Here is a 21,965-nt window from a genome sequence, read left to right as displayed (position 1 = left end):
GATCTGCATCAGATTTATATTAACCCTTAAAATATAGCACATTATTTATTTTTTATTATTAGGGGCTGTTGACAACTTGATCTGCTTACAAACCATAGAACGTCGGAGAAAGTTGAGCTAGACTGAGTTTTTAAGAGATGTATCGAAGATTCAGTTTATGGGTGAGATCCAAGAATGTGAATCTATTTGAATCAGCATTAGGTTCTTGCAAAGCTGGATGTAGCCGTCCCTTGAAATCTAATGAAAATAGAGCGATTTTAATTATGTAAAATTTATCTCATTTATAATAACTAATATTGGAAAAGCTCCGATTTTTTTCTTCAGGTTCCTTAGGTGCTGATGCTTTAGATGTTTTTATCAAATCTTTACTCTCAAGAACATCTTCTTTTGTTTTACTCGATAACAGAATATTTCTTAAGCTTGTCGAATAGCTGCATTTTCCTTCATGCTGGTACTCTTTTGACAATTCGTGCTCATAGCAATCAAGTGCTTCTTCAAGTATCGTGTCCTCATGCTCTTTTGTACGCTCCTTGATGAGTTTTTTATCTTCCTTATTGGCATATTGCTCAACGCCCCATTTAATCAATCCAAATGATGCAAGCCCAATACCAAATCCAAATAAAATAGTACCTGCTAAAGGTGGCGCAGCAAATGCACTAATAAGCACCATTAATCCAATAACTGACAGAATCACCCCGACCCCACCTAGCGCAAAATTTGTATAGGATTTGGCAATAGTCTCATTGGCTAATAAGTTTTGTTGTTTCAATTTGTGCAATGGCTCAGTAATTTTTTCAATATCTTCATCAATTTGAGTGATCTCATGTTGGAGATTACTCACTAATTCAATGAGTTGTGAGTTTCCAACTGTTGTTCCTGTCATGTCCTCTTTTTCAATAATTTGTATCATTTTCTTTAAATATAACAGCATTTCATCACGCTCTTGATATAAACCTAAAAGTTTAGATGGAAGGCTATCATCAGAAAAAGGAAGTTGTTTCCAGCCTTTTTGAGCTCTAATCGTATTAATAAACTCCAGTTCCTCTTCCATTCGTTCACTAAATAGGGAGTTTGGCTTATTGAGTAAAAACTTTAGTTCTAAAGCACGAATCTCTAATCGCTCCCTGTAGGTATCATCTAACGCAGATAAATCTCGTTTTTCCATGAGGTCCATAAATATTTTTTTTTCTTTATATGCTTTTGCGGATTGATATTTTTCTATTATCGAGCTTAGTAATGAAATACCCTCAATAAGAGTACCAAGCGAAGCGAAAGCCAATCCAATCCCGGCAGATACTATTCCGCCTAGAACAAAAGCTGCAATACCAAAACCAGTTGTAACTAAAAGAAGCGTCGTAGCTAAAATTTTACTTCCAACAGAACTTTTTTTATCAGTCAATGTGGTTATTGCATTGGGAATTGCTGAAATCATTCGCATTACAAATCCAATGATAGGTAATTCTTTGCTGGAGGTAATGATTGATGTGACAAAATCAAGTATTTTTTGCACACCATCTAGAAAAAATTTTGACAAATTTCCCCTTTTATTGATTTTTTCGATAAATGATAATTTCTGCTGTTGTTGCAACTGAGTTATTCTGTTTTTTAACTCATTCATTTGCTCGGACAGAACGATATGTTTTTTGTGCGGATATGTCATAATTTCTTTTTTAACAATAATATATAGTTAAGTATAACAGTGCATTATATATACATTCAGTTAAAAAAAAGATTTATTGATCTATTATAATAAGATGGAACTTCCTTGCTTCCTATTTCTTTTAAATTTTAACAACTTATTGAATATCCCCTTGATGGTTCTTGTTCATTGGTTTTTATTGATACTTCAGATTTTGGATTTGAAAACAAAGTCCCGCTATGGATAGGAGGTTCCTCTGTGCGTGTTGGCGATTTATCTTGATGCCATTCAAGCATCAATAAATTACGTGGCCCTTCATTCATTAACTCATTATTTTCATTAGCACATACACATCCCTGAATTTTTTTTGCTGCATGGTGACAAAAATCCAATGCATAAAGCGGAGTATTAAGCAGTGCTAATGCTGCAGCTTTAGCTACGAAACTTAAACCTACGCCAGTAAGAACTAAACCGACGGTAATAACACCCACTAGCCCCACTAATATTGTAGCTCCAATAATTAAAGGCGATGCCGTAATTTGTATGGGTCTCAAAATAACAGAAAGCCATTTATTTCCTTCAACCTCATCTACAGGTTTCGTAATTGCATGGTATAAGGTAAGAGAAATTAATTTCAGTCGAATAAAATCATTAATAGAAGCCTGATTTTTAATGAACTGTTTATAATTGTTATTTATTTCATTTCTTAATGATTCAGTACATTGTTGCCTTATTTGCATCATCAAGGCATCTTTATTGGGTGTGAGGAGATTTATATGTTGTTGAAATAATTCTCGTAACCTAGTCTCCACTTCAGCATTAATAATCTGTGTAAATAAATCATCATCACTCATTGTCTGAATTTGCTCTGCTTCTTGCTCTTTTTGTTGTGCTATGAGTGACTCGACTGCCTGAATTCTATAGTTTTTTAAAAATAATGCTTTATATTCTTCAAAATGAGGCTCCAAATAATCATTTAACTCTTTGGTGTATTGATTATTTGTTAGTGAATTTAATGTAAAATGAATAAGCCCATTAGCAATTTCTAAAACAACCGTCGCAAGAATAAAACCAATTATACCAATGAAAACAGCTGCACCAATCAATATAGAAAGTATTCCATAAGCGCTCTTTGCTAAAAAACGAAAAGGTTGATAATAACGATCCAAAGACTCTTCCATAGGTTTCATTAAGTGATCGAAATACTCAATAAAACTACTAAAACCATCCTTTGGATTTTTAGCCGCATTGTTAAAGAGATACTTCTGATTAATCCGGTTTAAAATTTTAAATGGTTCTCCAGTAAGAGCTAATTCTTCCTGTTCCAAATAACGGTTTAGTCTAGAATCAATTGCAGAAAATTGCTTATCGGGATGCAAAAGAACGGAGAACGCTTTATATAAGGATGTTATATCTGCAGGAACGACATCCTGATAAGCCTCTTCGATATGTTTATTAAGGAGAGAGATCACTTCTTGTTTCGTTAAAGACTTTTCTCTTGGCGTATCCAATAAATCTTTGGCGATTTTTTCTGCTGTCGCGCGAGCAACTTCCTTAGGATTCTTACTCATTATAAATCTCACCTATAAGCGGTTATGGTATAAAATGAACGAATAGTACCATATAAATCAACATTTAGATATTAAAGACTATTTGATTAAAAATTGGTGTCATTTTAGTAACTCATCAAAAGTAGAATCAAACAATCAGAGTCACTTTTGATTTATGCTTTTGCCAATTTATTGAGTAATGCCGCTAATCTACAGCCTGCAAATACAACCTGCTTTTGTACTAACATTTGAGCATTTTCTTGATATTTAGTGCTTGGACTTTCTTTAGGGTTGAGTTGATACGCATTTTTTAAAGCGAGCTTATGAGACATCTTGGCCCATTTTTTAGGTTCTATTTGTGTACTAATACGTGAACATGGGAACTGTTGCTCTAAATCATGTGCTGTTTTTTTCACATTCTTTGCATTATATTGACCGAGAAAAAAACCCGCGCCATTATCCCAGTATTTATGCAAATTATTACCTACTGGATTCGCGCCTAAAAGAAATAAATTACCCCCTAAATCCCCCCTGGGAAATTCTTTGCTAACTCGGGTTACTGCGTGCAATGGTTGATGGATATCCCCCATAATATGGATTAACATGCGTAACGCAAGCCGTTTTTCTGCAGGTTTTGTTTTTTTAGATGAAAATACGTGCATTGCCTGCTTAATTGCCCACACTGCATTAGTACTCTCAACAGGAGCCAAATCGATCTCTTCTGTGCTAAAAGGAATATCAATATAATGCATTACATCATACCAATAAACCTCTCTGAACCTAATTTCATCCATCCAAGTTGAAGCGCTTACAAAACTTGAATTAGGAGTATTATGAGTACGCGAGCGAAGATATTTGTAACACATCACTTTTGCTTCAGGCGATAAATTATCATAAGCAATTTGAGCCACTACCTTGTGGCCTGCCGCATTCCAAGCGTAAGCTTGGAATGCCCAAAAACAAAAAATAAGTGCATAAATAATTCGAGTCATTCTTTAACCTAAATAGGGAGACCAAGCAGGCTCTTGTACATCTCCTTCGCGCGCAGGAAGCCTCATCCTTATTCTACCATCAAGAGACACAATACCCAGTACCCCTTTATCTTGATTATGTGTCGCATAAAGAATTAAACGACCATTTGGAGCAACAGATGGAGATTCATCTCGGCCAGAAGAAGTCAAACTAAGAATAGACCCGCCGGCAGCATTTTGTAATCCTATATTAAATTGCCTATCATCGCGATGTAACATCACGATATTTTTCATATCAGGTGTATAAGAAGCACGCGCATTATAATTGCCTTCAAAGGTTACGCGAGCTACCTCACCCGTTGCTAAAGATAAACGATAAATTTGCGGTGAGCCGCCTCTACCTGAAGTGAATAATATACTTTTTCCATCAGGAGAATAACGAGGTTCGGTATCAATAGCATCCCCAAAAGTTAATTGCTTCATAGTACCGCTATGGATGTCAACGCTGTATATTTTTGGTGTTCCACTTTTAGATAAAACAACAGCTAATTGATTTCCATCAGGCGACCAAGCAGGAGCTCCATTAATTCCTGGAAAACTTGTGATTAAACGTCTTTGCCCTGTCTCCACTGAAACTGTAAAGATTTGAGCCTTCTTTTTCTCAAAAGAAACATAAGAAATTGATTTGCCATCGGGAGACCAAGCAGGAGACATGATTGGATCCCCTGAAACCAATAAACTTTGAGGATTATACCCATCTGCATCAGCAACTTCGAGTGAATAACGTGTGAGCCTTGGGGTTCTTTGTACTGAGATATAAGCGATACGTGTAGAAAATATTCCTCGCTCTCCCGTTAATTTTTGATATACCTCATCACTAATATGATGTGCTAATGGTCTAAGCTGATTAGCACTAATTTGATAGGTTTTGGTCAGTAAAGTTGTGCCTTTGGCTACTGCATCTGTTAAAGTAAAACTTACTTCATAACGATTTCCTACTTGACTAACTCGGCCGGTTACCACACTATCAGCACCTAATTGTCGTAAAGTACTTACCGATGATTGTCCATTTGGCCCTTGAGGACCTGAAACTATTCTAAATTGTCCCGATAAATTTAAATCATTTTCAATGACTTGCCCAATTTCTTGCGCAGTACTATTCTCTCCAAAAGAATTAATAGCAATAGGTAAGGCTGAATTAACTCCTTGGGTTAACTCTAAATCAAGAGCAAAAACTTGCTGCATAAAAAGCAGAAGAAATAATTTAATAATTCGATTAATCACGAGTTTTACCCCCTAACTTGTTCAGGACGAACGGTTAAACTTATATCACGAAACAGATTGAATGTATCAGGATCTGTAGGTACAGGTAGTGGTGATGCTTTATAAATAGCTGTTTGCGCTGAACGATCAAGCAAAGGGTCACCGCTACTGCGTGTTAAAGAAACTTCTAATACCACTCCATCAGGCGCAAGGCGGATTCTAAATTGACTAGACAGGGTGCTATCAACATTTTCAGGTAATATCCAATTTCTGCCTATGGCATTTACAATAAGCGCTTTATATTTATCTACTTCTCCAGCTATACGTGCTTGTCTTTCAGCATTTTGTGCCGCTTGGGCTTGCTTTGCAGCAGCTTCCGCCTCCGCTTGCTTCTTTTTCTCCATTTCTGCTTTTGCACGCTCGGCTTTCTCTTTTTCAGCTAATTTCTTTTTATTGAGTTCAGCTAGTTTTTGCGCTTCCAATTGTTGTTGTTTTACTAACTCTTCTTTTTGTTTTTTTAATTCCTCGATACGTTTTGCTTCTAGTGCTTTTTGCTCAGCCATTTGTTTTAAACGCTTCTTTTCTTCCTCTGCTTGTTTTTTTCTTGCAATGGCGATTTTATTTGCTTCTTCTTTAAGTCGTGCCAATTGCTGTTGTTCTTTAATTCTTTGCTGTCGAGCCGCTTCAGCCTGACGCTTAAGTTCATTTTGTCTATTAAGTTCAGCTCTTTTTTGTTGTTCACGTTCTTGTTTTAAACGATTAACCGTTTCCATGACTTGTTTATTGTCAACGCTTACTGCTTTGACAACCTCATTTTGTGCCGTCGCCGCAATTGGCTGCTCTATACCAGGTGTATTTTTAGTTTCGGCTGTTAAGACAGGGCGTTGACTTGAATTATCGGTTAAAAGTATCACGATTAAAAAAAGATGTAAGCCAACTGCTGCAAAAAAGGCATTACGGTAACTGGAATTGCTTATCATGCTTGACCCTCTGATTTCTCTGACTCTGAATCAGTCAACAAGCCTACTTGCTCTGCTCCTGCCTGCTTAAGTAATGCCATTGCTTGAACAACTTTACCGTATGCAACCCCTTGATCTCCCTTAACTAAAACGTTAAGTTTCTGGTTTGATTGTTTTGCTAACTCTAATTCCGCAGCAACACGAACCACTAAAGCCTGGGCTTCTATAGGTTCTGCTGGTGTACTGCTAATATTAAGGAAATAAGACCCTTGTTGATTTACTGAAACAATAATGGGTTCTCTATCAGTAGGTGCTAGGTTTTGACTTGCTGCCTTTGGTAAATCAACTGTAACACCTTGACTCAACATTGGTGCCGTAATCATAAAAATAACCAGTAAAACCAACATTACATCAATATAAGGTACAACATTAATTTCTGATATGGGACGATCACGTTTCGTTTTTGCTTTGATCATTTCTACCCTCTTACAGTTTCATTACTTTGTTGTTCTATAAGCGATATCAATTCTTCCTGAAATAAATCAAATCGATTTAATAAATCATTAGCACGAGTTGTATAACGGTTATAGGCAATAACAGCAGGTATTGCTGTAAATAGACCTAAAGCTGTAGCTACAAGCGCTTCAGAAATCCCGGGAGCCACCATAGCAATAGTAGCTTGCTGGGCGTGGCCTAATGCCTGAAAGGAGGTCATTATACCCCAAACAGTACCAAATAGTCCCACATAAGGTGCAATAGAACCTACCGAAGCAAAAAAAGCTAAGTGCTTTTCTAGTTTTTCTGCCTCTTTGGCATGGGTAATTTGCATCACTCTTTGTATCGGTTCAATAACTACGCTTCCCTGTTTGCGGGCACGTATAAACTCTTTAAAACCAGAATGAAAAATAGCAGCCATCCCCTGACGCTCATCAGAATTACTATCAACATCAGCATAAAGCCTACTTAAATCACCACTTTCCCAGAATCTTTGATTAAAAGCATCTGTGAGTTGTTTTTTCTGGTTAAAAAACCATGCTCTTTGAAATATTAATGTCCATGAAGTAATGGAGGCAGCGGCCAGCAATAACATGACCGTCTTGACCACTAAACCTGCTTGCATAAAGTACATTAATACATTTGCTTGATTACCCATCTATCATCTCCAGTACCAAGATCATTTTACTTTTTGCTTCTATAAATTTCATCTCTTGGGAAAAAGTACGACCAATTCCAAGAATATACTTTGGAGTTATATTGTACTTTACCCAACCTAAAATATGATTTATGAAAACCCGTTTAATGCGGAATTCGTTTTGGTTTTAAATTACTATTCACACATACTACTTGGATTTTAGCCTCACAAATTATTTGTTCCTGTTGGTTTTGTATTACCTGATCAAATAAAAAACTGCAAACACCTAATTGCTGAACTTGAGTTTTAATCGTTAATAAATCATCCAGACGTGCCGGTGCCTTATAACGAATATGTACATCATATATAGCAAACAACGTATCTTGTTTTATTAAATCAGAAAGAACCATATTATTTTGTCTTAACATTTCTGTTCGAGCACGCTCAAAATAGCAAAGATAGTTCGCATGATAAACAATTCCCATATAGTCCACATCTTCAACGTAAACTCGAAAAGCATATTGATGCGTGGTTGTATCATCCATTTTACTAATCCTGCTCTATCGGTATACCAAAATGCATATATGCCCTTGGGGTAGCTATTCTACCTCTTGGCGTGCGCATAAGGAATCCTTGTTGTATTAAAAATGGTTCTAATACATCTTCTATTGTGCCCTTTTCTTCACCAATTGCAGCTGCGATGCTGTCAATTCCTACTGGGCCACCACTAAATTGCTCGATTACAGCCATAAGCAATTTTCTATCCATAAGATCAAAGCCAAGTTTATCTACATCTAACATTTCTAAAGCTTTTTGGGCAATCTCAATAGTGATAATGCCTCCACCTTTCACTTCAGCATAATCTCTCACACGACGAAGCAAACGATTAGCAATACGTGGAGTCCCTCTCGAACGTAATGCAATTTCTCGTGCTCCTTCAGGTTGCGTTTTTACATTCAGTAATTGTGCAGAACGAGCAACAATTTTAGTCAATGAATCTACGGAATAATACTCAAGACGCTGAACTATACCAAATCGATCCCTAAGAGGGGAAGTTAATAAACCAGCTCGCGTTGTTGCTCCAATCAATGTAAATGGAGGCAATTCAAGCTTTATAGAACGAGCAGCAGGCCCCTCTCCTATCATGATATCCAATTTATAGTCTTCCATCGCCGGATAGAGCACTTCCTCAATAACTGGGCTAAGCCTATGAATTTCATCAATAAATAGAATGTCATTTTCTTGTAAATTTGTGAGTATTGCCGCAATATCCCCTGCCCTTTCGATTACAGGTCCAGATGTTTGACGCAGATTGACCCCCATTTCATGTGCAATAATATTAGCCAAAGTTGTTTTTCCAAGACCTGGGGGGCCAAAAATCAACACATGATCCAAAGCATCACCCCGATTTTTAGCTGCATCAATAAAAATTTGCATCTGCGAGCTTACATTTTCTTGCCCAATATACTCATTAAGACTTAAGGGTCTGATTGCCCGATCAATGACTTCATCTGAAACATTACTTTGAGTGCTTATTAAGCGGTCACTTTCCAGCATAGGATTTTATTTTAGGGATTTTGATGGATGAAGGTATTTTATCATATGTTTTTTGAATCGCAGCGGATTTTAAAAAAATTAAAAATAGAGCTCTTCATAACCGCTCAAAGCTCAAAATCATAGATTCCAGCGATTAAATTAAATCTCAACCTCAAAAAGTAGTCATTACATTTTTGCATAACATATGCCTAATATGGATGTTCGTATAATATCCTGTTCAGTTCACTTTTATAAAATGATCTATAAGGACTAGCTCTTATAAGCATGGACATCATAATTTTTAACGATTAGAGATCCAATGATTAAGTTACTTGTTTTATTATCTACCTTAGCAACAAATCTTTCCAACCCAGTTTTTCCTGTTACCAACATCAAGCAAGAAGCAAATGCCCAGTCTGAGCAGCAATTAGAAATACAAAAACTTAGTCAATCAGCGCCAACATTAAATAAAGAAGTGATTAAGCTTGCATTAAGGGCCTATACTAAAGCTTATGAACAGGGAGAAGTGAAAAGACCCGTCTTAACTATTATCGATTATTCTATTCCATCCGATCAACCTCGCATGTGGATTTTTGATATGGATAAAGAATCTTTAGTATTTAAAACCTATGTGGCTCATGGCCGTAATTCAGGGGAAGGTAAAGTGCCTGATAGCTTTTCTAATAGCATGTCGAGCAAAAAATCTAGCCTTGGTACCTATATTACTGAAGATACATACATAGGACGTAAAGGCCTTTCCTTAAACCTTGAAGGATTAGAAAAAGGCCTAAACTCTAATGCCTACGATAGACGAGTAGTGGTTCATGGAGCGTGGTACGTTGAACCAAGTTTTATAAAAAAAGAAGGACGAGCCGGCTGCTCGTGGGGCTGTCCAGCTATTGCGGAAAGTTTAGCAAAACCCGTGATCAATACCATTAAAAATGGTTCTGTAGTATTCGCCTACTACCCCGATAGCTACTTTCTTAGTCATTCCAATTATATATCTGAACAGGAAATAGCCATGAATTAAAAGCCATTAGCCTTGCAAAGAGAGGTTTACTTCAGTCCAAAAAACGTCAATTCAGTTTTTCCAATAAAATAATATCTGTACCTCGTATATGCGATATTTTTTTTACTGTCACTGGTGTTTCCCGCAGTATTTTTTGTATATCAGAAAATAAATCCAAACCATGATGTTTTAATGGGCGTAATAAAAAATAAGCTTTACCTTTATTTGCAAGCGAATTTTCTAGCGCTCGAATAAAATTATGAAAAGAACTATCTAAATAAAATCTACAACGATTTTTAAATTGGGAAGGTGAAAGCATTCCATGACCTAGTTGAAAATACGGTGGATTACTGATAATCAAATCAAATTTGCCTTCCCATTTTTTTTCATGTAATTCATCATAATTTAAAGGATGCCAGCGAAATTGCAATTCAGGTCGATTAATGCTAGCCAGGTTTTGATAAAAATATTCCGTATAAATATGCTGGATCTCAATAAAATCAATCTGCCGGATTGCTTGAAGATGCCATGATAATTCCATCCCAATGACCCCACAGCCTGCGCAGAGATCTAATACTCGTAATGAACCAAGATCGGTGTGGGATTTCAATTGCGTTGCGACAAATCTCGCAAGGTGAATTGAATCAAGACTAAAATGATATTCGTCAGGTTGTTTGTAATTATAAGTAAAATGCATTGTTTAGTTAGTTCTGTGTTGCATCAATCATTTTGAAATGGACAAATCAAATATTATGATAAACATATAATTGGAATGCGACAAGTAACCGACTAAAAAGTTACTTCAGCAAACTAAAATTGCAAAATATGGAACTTTCGAACTTTAATAAGCGCCCATTGATTGCATTAATAATTTTCGGGCCCTAAATATTCGCGACCGTACGGTCCCAACAGGACAATCCATTTTTTTTGCAATATCTTCATAAGATCGCCCATCAATAATATGCATTCCATAACAAATACGTAACTCATCAGACAGAGTGGAAATAGCTAATTCTAATTGCTCTCCAAACTCAATATTAATTAATAAATATTCAGGTGATAATTGAACTGAGGAAGCATAATTATCAGCATATTCAGCTTCCAAATCCATACGTAAGTTAGCTGCTCGATAATGATTTTTAATCGTATTTTGCGTAATTCGATACAGCCAAGTAGAAAATTGGCTTTTCTCGTTAAAATGCTGTAAATAGCGATAGACCTTAATAAGTACTTCTTGTACTAAATCACTTACATTTGCTCGATCTTGAATGTGCAAGTTAATTATTTGCTGAATCTTGTTATTATATCGTGACAACAACAAATTATACGCACCCATATCTCCTTGTTGTGCCAAATTAACTAAGTCTTCATCGCTATAAGAAGTTTGTTTCTTCATTACGTTCTCTTTATTCCTTTAGGCGTATTATCAATAATTAATCATTATGTTTAATTATATACCAATACACTAATCTTGTGTTTTAAAATATAAGAAACGTAATTGCTTTGCTGTAAGTTGATCATGAAATAAAATGATTAATTTTTTTCGTCGCATGCTTGTCAATTGAATCAATGAAAAAAGGAAGTTATTGATAAGAATAATCGCTTGGAGGTAATTTTCCCTTTTACCATCATGAAATTCTAAAACCCATTGATTATCAATGAATTGAATCTTTTTAATTTCCACGCATGGCTTGCGATTGATCCAATCAAATCTCAACAAAACAGCAATGTATCCAATCAAAGCGAATTTAAGAAATAGATATATTGATGAATATGAAACTAATAAAACAGTGAATAAATAAACTATTAAAACCAATCGTAAATAAGTCTTTGATTTTTTTGGTTCAATTGCTAGATCGAATAATAGCGACAATTTTTTTTAACTCTTTCTCTTGTGGTTCATCATGTCCCATTAACCATGCAAATAACTCAGGATCAGTGCAACTTAATAAGTTGTTAAAAGCCTCAAGCTCATCGCTTGATATGAGATCGAGATGTTTTTCAAGAAATCGTTGTAAAATAAGATCTAATTCTAACATGCCACGGCGACAATGCCATGCAAGTCTTGCTTTTTCTTGATTATCCAACATTGAAAATCTCTTCGTGATTTAGGTAACTTATAAATGATACACTACTGCCTTTATAAACGAAATGCGTTATATGATGATGAGTACTACTTTTGAATATTCAATTAATGATAGGATACTAACTACATTTAAACCTATAGATGAAGAGTTAAAACTTCAACCCAAGAAAAACTATTTGTTTGATTTATCCTATCTTGCTGTTTTGGAAGTTGAAGGTGTTAAAGTATTGGATTTTCTTCAAGGGCAATTAACCTGTGATATCCACTCAATTTCTGACATTCAAATGCTCCAGGGTGCCCAATGTAATCTCAAAGGACGAATTTTATCTTTAATGGATATCGTCTCCTGGCAGGGAGTCAAGTTAGTGCTTCCCAAGGATTTAATGGAGCTCACTATAAATTCATTAAGTAAAACCGCGATGCTTTCTCGTATCGCTCTTAAAGCAAATAATCAGTTAAGTATTTTTGGATTTTATTTGCAAAATGATGAGGATATCGTTCCTAATACAAAATTTTTCCCCAGTACTTTTTATGCTCAGACATACAATAATTACTCTTGCTTTTATCATTTAGGGAATGGGTTTTATATTTTGTTAGTCCAATCTGATTTTGCTCATGATATAAAACAGCATTTTGCAGATAAAGAACAAATACTTGGCTCATTAACTTGGCATACTTTGAGATTAGTTCAACAACAAATTGAGATTTATCCTACATCTCGAGGTTTATTTCTTCCACACCGGCTTAATTTACATCAAACCCACTACATTAGTTTTAATAAGGGTTGTTACAAAGGGCAAGAAATAATCGCACGTATGCATTACAAAGCAACGTTAAAGCATCAATTAAAAATTTATGAAATTAAAACGGAACAAAAAATATATTCTGGACAAAAATTTTTTAGTGGGTCTCAATCATCAGAACTGGGTGAGTTGATTGACTTTTCTATATTGAGTCCTGGGCATTATTTGGTAGCACTGAGTATATTGGCAGGAGCAGAGCACTCAGTGCTATTTGAAGGACATGAGCAATTAGTAGAGTTAACAGACTTCTCTACTACCGCCCTTATTCCAAACTAAAAAAATAGGATTCCTCAAATCTTACTATCTCAATAGTGAAGAAGAGGTTCTTACAATGAAACACAACTACCCTTTTGTTTTTTGTAAAGCATTCTTCCAGCCTTGATAATCCTGTTCTACTTGATTTAAGGGTCTTTGCGGTTGAAACTCTTGCTCCAAGTCCCATGCTATGTGTAACTCATCCAAGGACTCAAAAACGCCACATCCTAATGCAGCCAAAATTGCAGCACCTCTGGCAGTTGTTTCAATATCTTTAGGTTTTTGGATTTTTAGTTGGCATTGATCTGCTAAAAACTGTAAAAACCATTGATTAACAGCCATACCCCCATCCACTCGTAACAGGGATAAGTCCATTTGGCTGTCTTCTTTCATGCAAAAACATACCTCTCGAGCCTGATAACATACTCCTTCAAGTGCTGCTCGAGCAAAATGAGCTCTATTACTATAAAGACTCAAGCCAACAATAGATGCCCCGGGTACTGATAACCAATGGGGAGCACCTAAACCCGTAAATGATGAAATTAAATACACACCCTCATTCCCCTCTAATGATTGGGCTAACATTTCCGTTTCATCCACATTATTGATTAATTTCATGGAATCACGTAGCCATTTTACGGTAGTACCAGCATGATAAATACTTCCCTCCAATCCATAAACCATCTGACCTCGAATTTTATAAGCCACTGTTGTTAAAAGCTTATGATGTGAAAACACTGGTTTATTGCCCGTATTAAGTAACAAAAAGGCACCTGTGCCAAAAGTTGCTTTTACCATTCCTGTTTTAAAACACCCTTGTCCAACTAATGCAGCCTGCTGATCTCCAGCTACTCCAGTAATAGGTAATTCAAAGCCAAGCCACTGCTTGCTAATAATCCCAAAATGACTATCACTTGCACAAACTTTAGGTAAAACAGATTCTGAAATGACGAAGTATTTCAGTAAATCATGATCCCATTGTTCTGTTTTGATATTAAATAACATTGTCCGTGATGCATTTGTGACATCAGTTAAATGCAAATGTTCTGTAGTGAGTCGCCAAATCAGAAAACTATCTATAGTTCCAAAAGCTAGCTCACCCTTTTTTGCGAGCTCATTAGCTTTAGCATTATTTTCTAAAAACCATTTCAATTTACTGGCTGAAAAATAAGGATCGGGGAGCAAGCCAGTTTTATCTTGAATCATTCTTTCATCAGCGATTAAATTTTTACAATAGTTTGAAGTTCTACGATCCTGCCAAACAATGGCTGGAGCAAGACAATCACCCGTTTTTTTATCCCAAATGACCGTAGTTTCTCTTTGATTAGTTATACCGCAAGATAAAATTTGTTTTGCAGGGACTCGCGACACTACATCTCTCATTGCGGTTAAAGTTTTTTTCCATATTTCCTCTGGGTCATGTTCAACCCAGCCAGCTTTAGGATAATATTGAGTGAGAGGATACTGACTTGTTGCAATTAATTCCCCCTGAGTAGTGTATATCATGGCGCGTGTACTACTTGTTCCCTGATCTATAGCAAGTAAATAACCCATTATTTGCATTGTTCCTTGTCCCAACTATTATATGTATATTGTTAGTGTATATCTTTTTTAGGGAGACCAAAATATGAGTGTAGTTTTTGATGTTGCAATTATTGGGGGCGGCATCAATGGCTCTGGTTGTGCTGCAGATGCAGCATTAAGAGGATTGTCTGTAGTACTTCTCGAACAAGATGATTTGGCCTCCAAAACCTCCTCAAGCAGTACTAAGCTTATTCATGGTGGATTAAGATATCTAGAACACTATGAGTTTAATCTGGTTAAAAAAGCACTCATTGAACGACAACGATTATTAGATTTGGCACCTCATTTGGTACACCCACAAGCATTAGTTTTACCTTATGAGCATCATATGCGCCCTGCTTGGTTTTTACGCTTGGGACTGTTTTTTTATGATCATTTAAGTCGTAAAAATCGCTTACCAAAATGCAAAACAATTCATAGAAAAAACAAAGGAAATTATTTTACTCCTTTAATCAATGAATTCGATAAAGGCTTTTTATTTTATGACGCCATAACTGATGATGCTCGATTAACGATCATCAATGCAATTCAAGCAAAAAATCATGGTGCAAGCATACGAACACACTCAGCAGTAATTCATACTGATATTGTAAACAATTTATGGCAACTAACCATTCAACCTAAAATAGGCTCAACTTATGTTCTTTATGCGCGCTCAATAATAAATGCCGCTGGCCCATGGGTTAAGTCTGTAGAACAACTTACGCAAGCTCCTGATCAACAACAAATTACTTTGGTTAAGGGTAGCCACATTATCGTGCCAAAAATCTATGAAGGTAAGCATGCTTATTTTTTACAACATCAAGATAAAAGAGTCGTTTTTGTTATCCCTTATCATGGATTTAGTATGATTGGTACTACTGATATCCCACTCCAGAGCAATCCAGATCATGTCACTATCAGTAATGATGAAATCCAGTACTTAATTAATTTGGTCAATTTCTATTTCAAAAGTAAATTATCTGAAACAGACATCATTTACACGTGGAGTGGCGTAAGAACATTATTAACTGATGAAAATAAAGAAGCAAAATCCCTGAGTCGTAATTATTCCTATAGAGTTTCTTTTAAACCAGCACCTATTATTACAATTTATGGTGGTAAAATTACCACTTATCGACAATTAGCAGAGGAAATCATTAATCAATTTATCCCAATCTTTCCTCACATGCGTCCATCAATGACAGCAACTACGCCTTTGCCAGGAGCCTCTTTTGAGCAAATGAATTTTGAACAGTATGTCATGTATGCTAAAGAAAAATATAAATGGATGGATCCAGATTTACTTAATCGCTACATATACACTTATGGAAGCTGTATGGAAAAATTTCTTGCCCCTTGCTCCAATATGGAGGATTTAGGTAAAAAATATTGTACTTATCTTTACCAAGTAGAAGTTGATTATTTAATTTTAGAAGAATGGGCTCAAAGTTGTGATGATATATTAAAACGACGAACCAAATTGGAGTTAGTCATCGATACAGAGGGTAGAGAAAATCTTGCGGAATATTTATCAAAAATTACCCTTTATCATCATCCTGCTGAAGCTCCTCTTGTATGGCACTAACATCAACCACTAATGCTTGTTGAGCTAACTCCTTTAAAGTAGATGCAGGAATACTTCCTGCATTAGAATAAACAATGATCCCTTTTTTAAAAACCATAAGATGGGGAATAGATCGTATTTCAAAAAAGTCACATAATTGCTGCTCTGCTTCAATATTTACTTTTGCAAATTTAATATTAGGAAATTGCTCTGCCACTTGTTCGTATGCATTGGAAAATTGTTTGCATGGAGCACACCAATCGGCCCAAAAATCAATAAATACAATTTCATTATCATTGATTAAAGATTCAAAGTCCGCACTGGTGATACTTAAAGAAGTCATATTTCTTCCTTCGCTTCAATAGAGTTTATAATCTTTCGAAATACATCATCAACATCTCCAGTACCGCAAATACTATGGAATTCAGGAGCGCCATGGCCGTCGTTTTCAGCCCAAGCCTTATAATAATTGATTAAAGGAGCAGTTTGATTGTGATAGACTTCTAAGCGTTTTCTGACTGTTTCTTCTTTATCATCTTCGCGTTGGATTAAAGGATCACCCGTAACATCATCAATACCTTCCTGTTTAGGAGGATGATTTTGGATATGATAAACTCGACCTGATGGTTGATGAATACGTCGACCACTGATTCGTTTAATAATTTCCTCATCATCTACTGCAATTTCGATGACGTGGTCTAAGTAAATGCCGGCTTGTTTTAAAGCATCTGCTTGAATAATCGTTCTAGGAAAACCATCAAATAAAAAACCATTAGCACAATCATTTTTCTTTAAACGCTCTTTAACCAAACCGATGATAATATCATCTGATACTAAACCACCAGTTTCCATAATTTTTTTCGCACTTAATCCTAATTGAGTCCCTTGTGCGATAGCTGCACGTAGCATATCACCTGTCGAAATTTGTGGAATTTTATAACGTTCAATCAAACGCAAAGCCTGAGTTCCCTTTCCTGCACCAGGACCACCTAAAAGCATCAATCGCATTAAAACTCCTTAATGATATCTATACCCGTTTCATTTTTAAGTAGTATTATATACTATTAGTTTAAAATTTTATAAATTAAATGTAGTCTGTATGCATCATTTACCATTACATTCCATTTTTTAGTATCGTGAATACTCACTTTGGTCGCCTTTTAATCTAAATACCTTCGTATTATAGCTCAATCTGTTCATAATACAGTCCTTTCTGAGTTTAGAACCATGAACGAGACTCAAAAGATCTTTTGCACGAGTTAAGTTGCATTGCATAAAGCTGAGATCGCGCTTGAACTTTCCTTGCTACAGGAATCAACCATGATTTTTTTAAATAGGTTTTACGTTGATAACCACCAATCCCTTCATGATATGCTAAATAAAGTGAATACGCGTCTGTTCGTGCGATTCTAGCTCTGATGTATGCTTGATTTGCATACCATCCAATAAAATCAACACCATCGCCAAAATCATCACGTGAAGCAAACAATCCTCCGTTGCTTCGCTTATAATGCTTCCATGTATCATGCAATGCCTGTGTATAGCCATAAGCTGAGGAAGGCCTTTTCCAAGGAATTATATATAATAATTTTGTTCGTGGTGGTCGTGCTCGAGCATTAAATTTTGACTCTTGATGAATAATAGCCATTTGTACTGGAACTGGCACCTTCCAACGCCGTTCAACGTCCTTGGCATCGGTATACCATTTAGGATATTGTCTAAATATATTACAAAGATTATTTACATCAGCTGGAGGAGGGCTAACACAGGCTGTTAGCAATACAGCAATTAATAAAACGGCTATTCTTAACTTCTTAAAAAATAATAATAAAGAGCCCATGAGTAACCAAACACAAAAAAATTTATTCTAACAAATTTGATTATTACAATCTACGCTTTGCAATTTTTATCGAATATAACAAGGGTCTATTTCCCTGCTTTACCACATGTTAGTATATCGATTAATTTAAAACAAAATAAAGTGTATCTAATGACCATATTTGTATTTGATATAGAAACCATTCCTGATATTGAATCTGGACGAAATTTGTATGATTTACATGGACTAAGCGATGAGGATACAGCTCAAGCTATGTTTGCATTACGTCGTGCTAAAGTAGGTAACGATTTTTTACCCCATTATTTACAAAAGATTTGTGCTATTTCTTTAGTAATGAGTCATGGCACCCAAATTAAAGTTTGGTCTTTAGGTGATGAGATCTCGCAAGAAAAAGAATTAATCACTCGTTTTTTTGCTGGAATAGATAAACATACTCCAACTTTAGTCAGCTGGAATGGGAGTGGGTTTGACTTACCTGTTTTACATTATCGTGCTCTATTACATGGCATCCCAGCCCCCACTTATTGGGAAATTGGTGAAAACCAACAGCATTTTCGCTGGAACAATTACTTAAGCCGATTTCACTATCGTCATCTTGACCTCATGGATGTAATTGCCGGGTACCAAAATAAAGCATTTGCCCCATTGGATGAAATTTCCAGTATGCTGGGTTTTCCAGGAAAAATGGGAATGAGTGGCTCTAAAGTTTGGGACCAGTATTTATCGGGTCAAATAAAAAATATTCGTGATTATTGTGAAACCGACGTACTGAATACCTATTGCGTCTTTTTACGATTTGAATTGATGCGTGGAGTGATTAACTATGAAGAATACGAGTACTCAATAACGTTACTTAAAACCTATCTAGGCTCTGAAAAAGAAAAAAAACACTTACAAGAATTTTTAAGCCATATGATGTGAACAATTAGATCCCTAAAGTTTTTAAACTCATCAGCGTTAATGCATAAAACTTTAGGGACCTAAGAAAAAACTTTATAGATAACCTCACAATTTTTAAAAAGGCCTTTGTCCGGAAAATGTAGGCATCAACCGCTCTTTATCAATCACTGCCAATGCATTTTTATACTCATCACTCTGTAAATGCATTAGCGTTTTTTGATAGCGCTCTAAACCTAATTGGACATAAGCATCCGGATCCACGGATTTTGCTTTATTGGCTAGTTGGGTCCATGACCAAAGAGTTATCCACCATTCAACAACAGGCTTATAAGCTGTATACCAGGCAAGTACCGAATCTGTAAGCATCTCTTTGCCAAAATATGCAGTTAAGTAAGTTAGCTCTTGCTCTTTATCAAGTTTGGCCTCAATAGCAAAATAGGCGAGATCCCAAAGAAAATCATTATTACTTGAGTATTCCCAATCAATTTGGTAGAACGATTCTTTTTTATCTTTTTCTTGGGTCATCATATAATTTAGAGGTGTTGAATCATTGTGGCACGGACATGTTTCAATCTTATAAGTAGAAAATAATCGATGCAAAGCAGCCATCTCCTCTTCAATAGACCCTATTTCACCAGGAAAATTAAAGTTTTTTACTTTTAATGCTTCGAGTAATCCCTCATTGCGCTCAAAAACAGCAGTATCATTTGCAAAACGATCTGAAGAATGTAACTGCTTTGCCATGACCGCTAGAGTTTGCAATATATCAGCCCGCTCTAATGTTTTTTTGTCCAAAATCTTAACTTTTTCAATAAATTTTGTTAACTGCAATCCATTCGGGTCAAAATACTCTATAGGGACATTAAGTCCTAAAGCTGAGGCTTGACGCGCATTCTTTGCTTCATGCTCGCGTGATACTGAAAATGATGACACTTCACCGGGAATACGCAGTACCCATCGATTTGCTTTATGGCGATCAACAATAGATGGATCTACACCAGGAGTTCTTGCAAGCCATTTAGCAATATCAGGGCCAATTTGCACTCTGTATGTGGTATTTGTCATACCACCTGCCATTAATTTTAATCTTAAAACATCAAGACCAAGCGTAGAAAGCATAGGAATTTTTTGAATCGTTGGCAGCAATGCCATATATTTACGAGTTAAATCAACTAACTCTTTCCATTTATGATTCACTAACGAGGCGTTGAACTGCGAAGACGGATCAAGTAGACTTAGAATGTAGAGCATTAAATGCTCACTTATTTTGGGTTTGTCACCATTTTCGCCAAAAAAATGCCATTTCATAAGATTGTTTCCCAAAAAAAATATCAGAAGAGTATATAAAATTTAACCATAGAATTACAAGGAAGAACAACTTGAAGAAAAAAAAATATCAGAGTTATTGCTATGACTGAACCTCTTATTCTTATCACTAAAAAACATGCGCTAACCTTCGCTTGTTTTTTTGTAATGTATGAGTTTCTGACGTATATAGCCAACGATATGATTATGCCTGGCATGATTCATGTTGTGCACTCATTTAATGCAGCTGAAACAACGATAGCAACTTCTCTAACTGTTTACATACTTGGTGGAGCAAGTCTACAAGTTATTTTAGGTCCTATATCAGACAGTTATGGTCGAAGACCAATGATGCTTCTTGGTGCATTTTTGTTTTTTATTTTCACTTTATTTATTGCCTGCTCCAATTCAATGAGTCAATTTTTAATTGCGCGCTTTTTTCAAGGGATGGGGCTATGTTTCATAGGTGTTATTGGTTATGCCACAATCCAAGAAATTTTTGAGGAAATGGATGCTATTCGTATCATTTCAATTATGGCGAATGTAGCAATTCTGGCCCCTTTATTAGGACCACTTATGGGCGCTATAGTGATTCACTATACTTCTTGGCGCTATATTTTTGTAACCATAGCTCTAGGTGCACTTATTGCTTTATGGGGTTTATGGCGATACATGCCTGAACCTATAGGCCAGATTAAAAGAAATGGAGAATTAACGCCCAAGACTAAGTTCTCCGCAAAAAAAGTTTTTGAAAACTATAAGACCTTATTTTCTAATAAAATTTTTTGTTTTGCGACCTTGGCAGCAGGTACAGTTGGTATTCCTTGTCTTGCTTGGATTGCATTATCACCCCTTATTTTAATTGTTGAAGCAAAACTCACGATAATTCAATATGCACTTTGGCAAATTCCGGTCTTTGGAGCAACCATATTAGGTAATTGGTTTTTACATCACTTAACTTATAGATATCAAATCAGGCAAATCATCCTATTAGGTTGTATCATTATGGTTATTGGCGCAATTCTAACCTCACTCCTTCCTTATCTGTTTGGGAATGCCTATTATTATCTGTTGCCAGGAACAATCATTTATTTCTTTGCACTCAGCATTATTAATGCACCATTAAACAGATATTGCCTTTTCGTCACCCCAGTCAGCAAAGGCACCGCATCTGCTGTAATCAGCTTAGGCGTTATGGTTATTGGAGCAATAGGAACAGAAACTGGAAATTTATTTTACGAGCATCATAATAATCTTCATTTTGGACTCTATTGTAATATCACAGAATTAATATTTTTTATATGTACAGGATTAATCTTTTTAATGGATAAAGACATGGCTGTTGGCGAACATAAAACCATTTGCTAAGTTAAAATATTTGTAAAATTATAATTGAACAATTATATGCTGATTTTTTTATCAATTATCTTCTTCTGGCTACTCGTTCAGAAATATTCAGCATGTGTTGCTCAAAACGTGGCAAAAAATTTCCGACAAAAATCATCGGTACAGTACAATTCTATTAATTTATCCACTTCAGACCTCTTGTTTTTGTGCACTGTTTCGCAAAAACACACATAAGATCAC

General features: G+C 35.8%; 23 protein-coding genes. 5 read left to right on the top strand and 18 right to left on the bottom strand.

Annotated elements, in window-relative coordinates; genetic code table 11:
* Positions 1-277: 277 nt before the first annotated feature.
* From Lsan_RS16835 to ruvB, 9 genes are all read right to left on the bottom strand, one after another.
* Positions 278-1,660 carry a T4SS effector SidA family protein gene (locus tag Lsan_RS16835; RefSeq protein WP_058515275.1) on the bottom strand — a complete coding sequence of 461 codons (1,383 nt, stop codon included), beginning with the start codon at positions 1,658-1,660 and terminating at the stop codon, positions 278-280.
* A 128-nt stretch (positions 1,661-1,788) separates the two neighbouring features.
* Complete coding sequence (locus Lsan_RS16830) at positions 1,789-3,210, bottom strand: hypothetical protein (protein ID WP_058515274.1); 1,422 nt, start codon at positions 3,208-3,210, stop codon at positions 1,789-1,791.
* A gap of 152 nt (positions 3,211-3,362) precedes the next feature.
* A complete protein-coding gene (locus Lsan_RS16825; protein ID WP_058515273.1) occupies positions 3,363-4,181 on the bottom strand; it encodes a S1/P1 nuclease in 819 nt (272 codons plus the stop codon).
* A 3-nt stretch (positions 4,182-4,184) separates the two neighbouring features.
* Positions 4,185-5,444, bottom strand: coding sequence for a Tol-Pal system beta propeller repeat protein TolB (gene tolB, locus Lsan_RS16820; RefSeq protein ID WP_058515272.1), 1,260 nt, complete (start codon positions 5,442-5,444; stop codon positions 4,185-4,187).
* A 5-nt stretch (positions 5,445-5,449) separates the two neighbouring features.
* Positions 5,450-6,403, bottom strand: a complete 954-nt coding sequence (tolA, locus tag Lsan_RS16815) for a cell envelope integrity protein TolA (protein WP_058515271.1) — start codon at positions 6,401-6,403, stop codon at positions 5,450-5,452.
* Positions 6,400-6,858, bottom strand: coding sequence for a protein TolR (tolR, locus tag Lsan_RS16810; RefSeq protein ID WP_058515270.1), 459 nt, complete (start codon positions 6,856-6,858; stop codon positions 6,400-6,402). The genes tolA and tolR overlap by 4 nt, the downstream gene beginning before the upstream one ends.
* Positions 6,859-6,860: 2 nt before the next feature.
* Positions 6,861-7,535, bottom strand: a complete 675-nt coding sequence (gene tolQ / locus Lsan_RS16805) for a protein TolQ (RefSeq protein ID WP_058515269.1) — start codon at positions 7,533-7,535, stop codon at positions 6,861-6,863.
* Between the two features lie 143 nt (positions 7,536-7,678).
* Entirely contained in the window at positions 7,679-8,059 is a 381-nt protein-coding gene (locus Lsan_RS16800; RefSeq protein ID WP_058515268.1) for a YbgC/FadM family acyl-CoA thioesterase, read from the bottom strand.
* A gap of 4 nt (positions 8,060-8,063) precedes the next feature.
* Positions 8,064-9,071 carry a Holliday junction branch migration DNA helicase RuvB gene (ruvB, locus tag Lsan_RS16795; RefSeq protein WP_058515267.1) on the bottom strand — a complete coding sequence of 336 codons (1,008 nt, stop codon included), beginning with the start codon at positions 9,069-9,071 and terminating at the stop codon, positions 8,064-8,066.
* A gap of 298 nt (positions 9,072-9,369) precedes the next feature.
* On the opposite strand from ruvB, the gene Lsan_RS16790 reads away from it, so the two are divergent.
* On the top strand, positions 9,370-10,080 hold the full coding sequence (locus tag Lsan_RS16790; RefSeq protein WP_058515266.1) for a murein L,D-transpeptidase catalytic domain family protein: 711 nt from the start codon (positions 9,370-9,372) through the stop codon (positions 10,078-10,080).
* A 46-nt stretch (positions 10,081-10,126) separates the two neighbouring features.
* Here the strand turns inward: Lsan_RS16790 and Lsan_RS16785 are convergent, their stop codons facing one another.
* The 4 genes from Lsan_RS16785 to Lsan_RS16770 form a co-directional block, all read right to left on the bottom strand.
* Complete coding sequence (locus Lsan_RS16785; protein WP_058515265.1) at positions 10,127-10,756, bottom strand: methyltransferase; 630 nt, start codon at positions 10,754-10,756, stop codon at positions 10,127-10,129.
* A gap of 144 nt (positions 10,757-10,900) precedes the next feature.
* Positions 10,901-11,455 carry a sigma-70 family RNA polymerase sigma factor gene (locus Lsan_RS16780; protein ID WP_058515264.1) on the bottom strand — a complete coding sequence of 185 codons (555 nt, stop codon included), beginning with the start codon at positions 11,453-11,455 and terminating at the stop codon, positions 10,901-10,903.
* 69 nt (positions 11,456-11,524) lie between these two features.
* Complete coding sequence (locus Lsan_RS23180) at positions 11,525-11,743, bottom strand: hypothetical protein (protein ID WP_237762178.1); 219 nt, start codon at positions 11,741-11,743, stop codon at positions 11,525-11,527.
* 160 nt (positions 11,744-11,903) lie between these two features.
* Positions 11,904-12,146: an FAD assembly factor SdhE gene (locus Lsan_RS16770; RefSeq protein ID WP_193392750.1), complete on the bottom strand. Its 243-nt coding sequence runs from the start codon at positions 12,144-12,146 to the stop codon at positions 11,904-11,906.
* Between the two features lie 79 nt (positions 12,147-12,225).
* Here Lsan_RS16770 and ygfZ point away from each other — a divergent pair, with 79 nt between their 5' ends.
* Positions 12,226-13,224 (top strand): CAF17-like 4Fe-4S cluster assembly/insertion protein YgfZ, encoded by a 999-nt coding sequence (gene ygfZ / locus Lsan_RS16765; RefSeq protein ID WP_058515373.1) that lies wholly within the window; start codon positions 12,226-12,228, stop codon positions 13,222-13,224.
* Positions 13,225-13,290: 66 nt separating this feature from the next.
* On the opposite strand, the gene glpK is transcribed toward ygfZ, so the two are convergent.
* The gene (glpK, locus tag Lsan_RS16760) at positions 13,291-14,757 is read right to left on the bottom strand and encodes a glycerol kinase GlpK (protein WP_058515261.1); all 1,467 of its coding nucleotides are present in this window, start codon (positions 14,755-14,757) and stop codon (positions 13,291-13,293) included.
* 73 nt (positions 14,758-14,830) lie between these two features.
* Between glpK and glpD the strand changes: the two genes are divergently transcribed.
* Positions 14,831-16,354, top strand: coding sequence for a glycerol-3-phosphate dehydrogenase (glpD, locus tag Lsan_RS16755; protein WP_058515260.1), 1,524 nt, complete (start codon positions 14,831-14,833; stop codon positions 16,352-16,354).
* Here the strand turns inward: glpD and Lsan_RS16750 are convergent.
* The 3 genes from Lsan_RS16750 to Lsan_RS16740 form a co-directional block, all read right to left on the bottom strand.
* Complete coding sequence (locus Lsan_RS16750; protein WP_058515259.1) at positions 16,308-16,676, bottom strand: thioredoxin family protein; 369 nt, start codon at positions 16,674-16,676, stop codon at positions 16,308-16,310. The genes glpD and Lsan_RS16750 overlap by 47 nt on opposite strands.
* Positions 16,673-17,341, bottom strand: a complete 669-nt coding sequence (gene adk / locus Lsan_RS16745) for an adenylate kinase (RefSeq protein ID WP_058515258.1) — start codon at positions 17,339-17,341, stop codon at positions 16,673-16,675. The genes Lsan_RS16750 and adk overlap by 4 nt, the downstream gene beginning before the upstream one ends.
* A 211-nt stretch (positions 17,342-17,552) precedes the next feature.
* Positions 17,553-18,173 (bottom strand): transglycosylase SLT domain-containing protein, encoded by a 621-nt coding sequence (locus Lsan_RS16740; RefSeq protein ID WP_058515257.1) that lies wholly within the window; start codon positions 18,171-18,173, stop codon positions 17,553-17,555.
* A 150-nt stretch (positions 18,174-18,323) separates the two neighbouring features.
* Between Lsan_RS16740 and Lsan_RS16735 the strand changes: the two genes are divergently transcribed.
* Positions 18,324-19,094 carry a 3'-5' exonuclease gene (locus Lsan_RS16735; RefSeq protein WP_058515256.1) on the top strand — a complete coding sequence of 257 codons (771 nt, stop codon included), beginning with the start codon at positions 18,324-18,326 and terminating at the stop codon, positions 19,092-19,094.
* 93 nt (positions 19,095-19,187) lie between these two features.
* Here Lsan_RS16735 and Lsan_RS16730 read toward each other — a convergent pair whose 3' ends face one another.
* A complete protein-coding gene (locus Lsan_RS16730; RefSeq protein ID WP_058515255.1) occupies positions 19,188-20,381 on the bottom strand; it encodes a phosphotransferase in 1,194 nt (397 codons plus the stop codon).
* 102 nt (positions 20,382-20,483) lie between these two features.
* Between Lsan_RS16730 and Lsan_RS16725 the strand changes: the two genes are divergently transcribed.
* Positions 20,484-21,746 carry an MFS transporter gene (locus Lsan_RS16725; RefSeq protein WP_058515254.1) on the top strand — a complete coding sequence of 421 codons (1,263 nt, stop codon included), beginning with the start codon at positions 20,484-20,486 and terminating at the stop codon, positions 21,744-21,746.
* Positions 21,747-21,965: the final 219 nt, after the last annotated feature.

It is taken from the genome of Legionella santicrucis (assembly GCF_001468135.1).
In the GTDB taxonomy this organism is placed as follows: Bacteria; Pseudomonadota; Gammaproteobacteria; order Legionellales; family Legionellaceae; genus Legionella; species Legionella santicrucis.
Note: the sequence above shows the minus strand (reverse complement) of the source record. Positions and strands in the feature narration are given on the sequence as shown.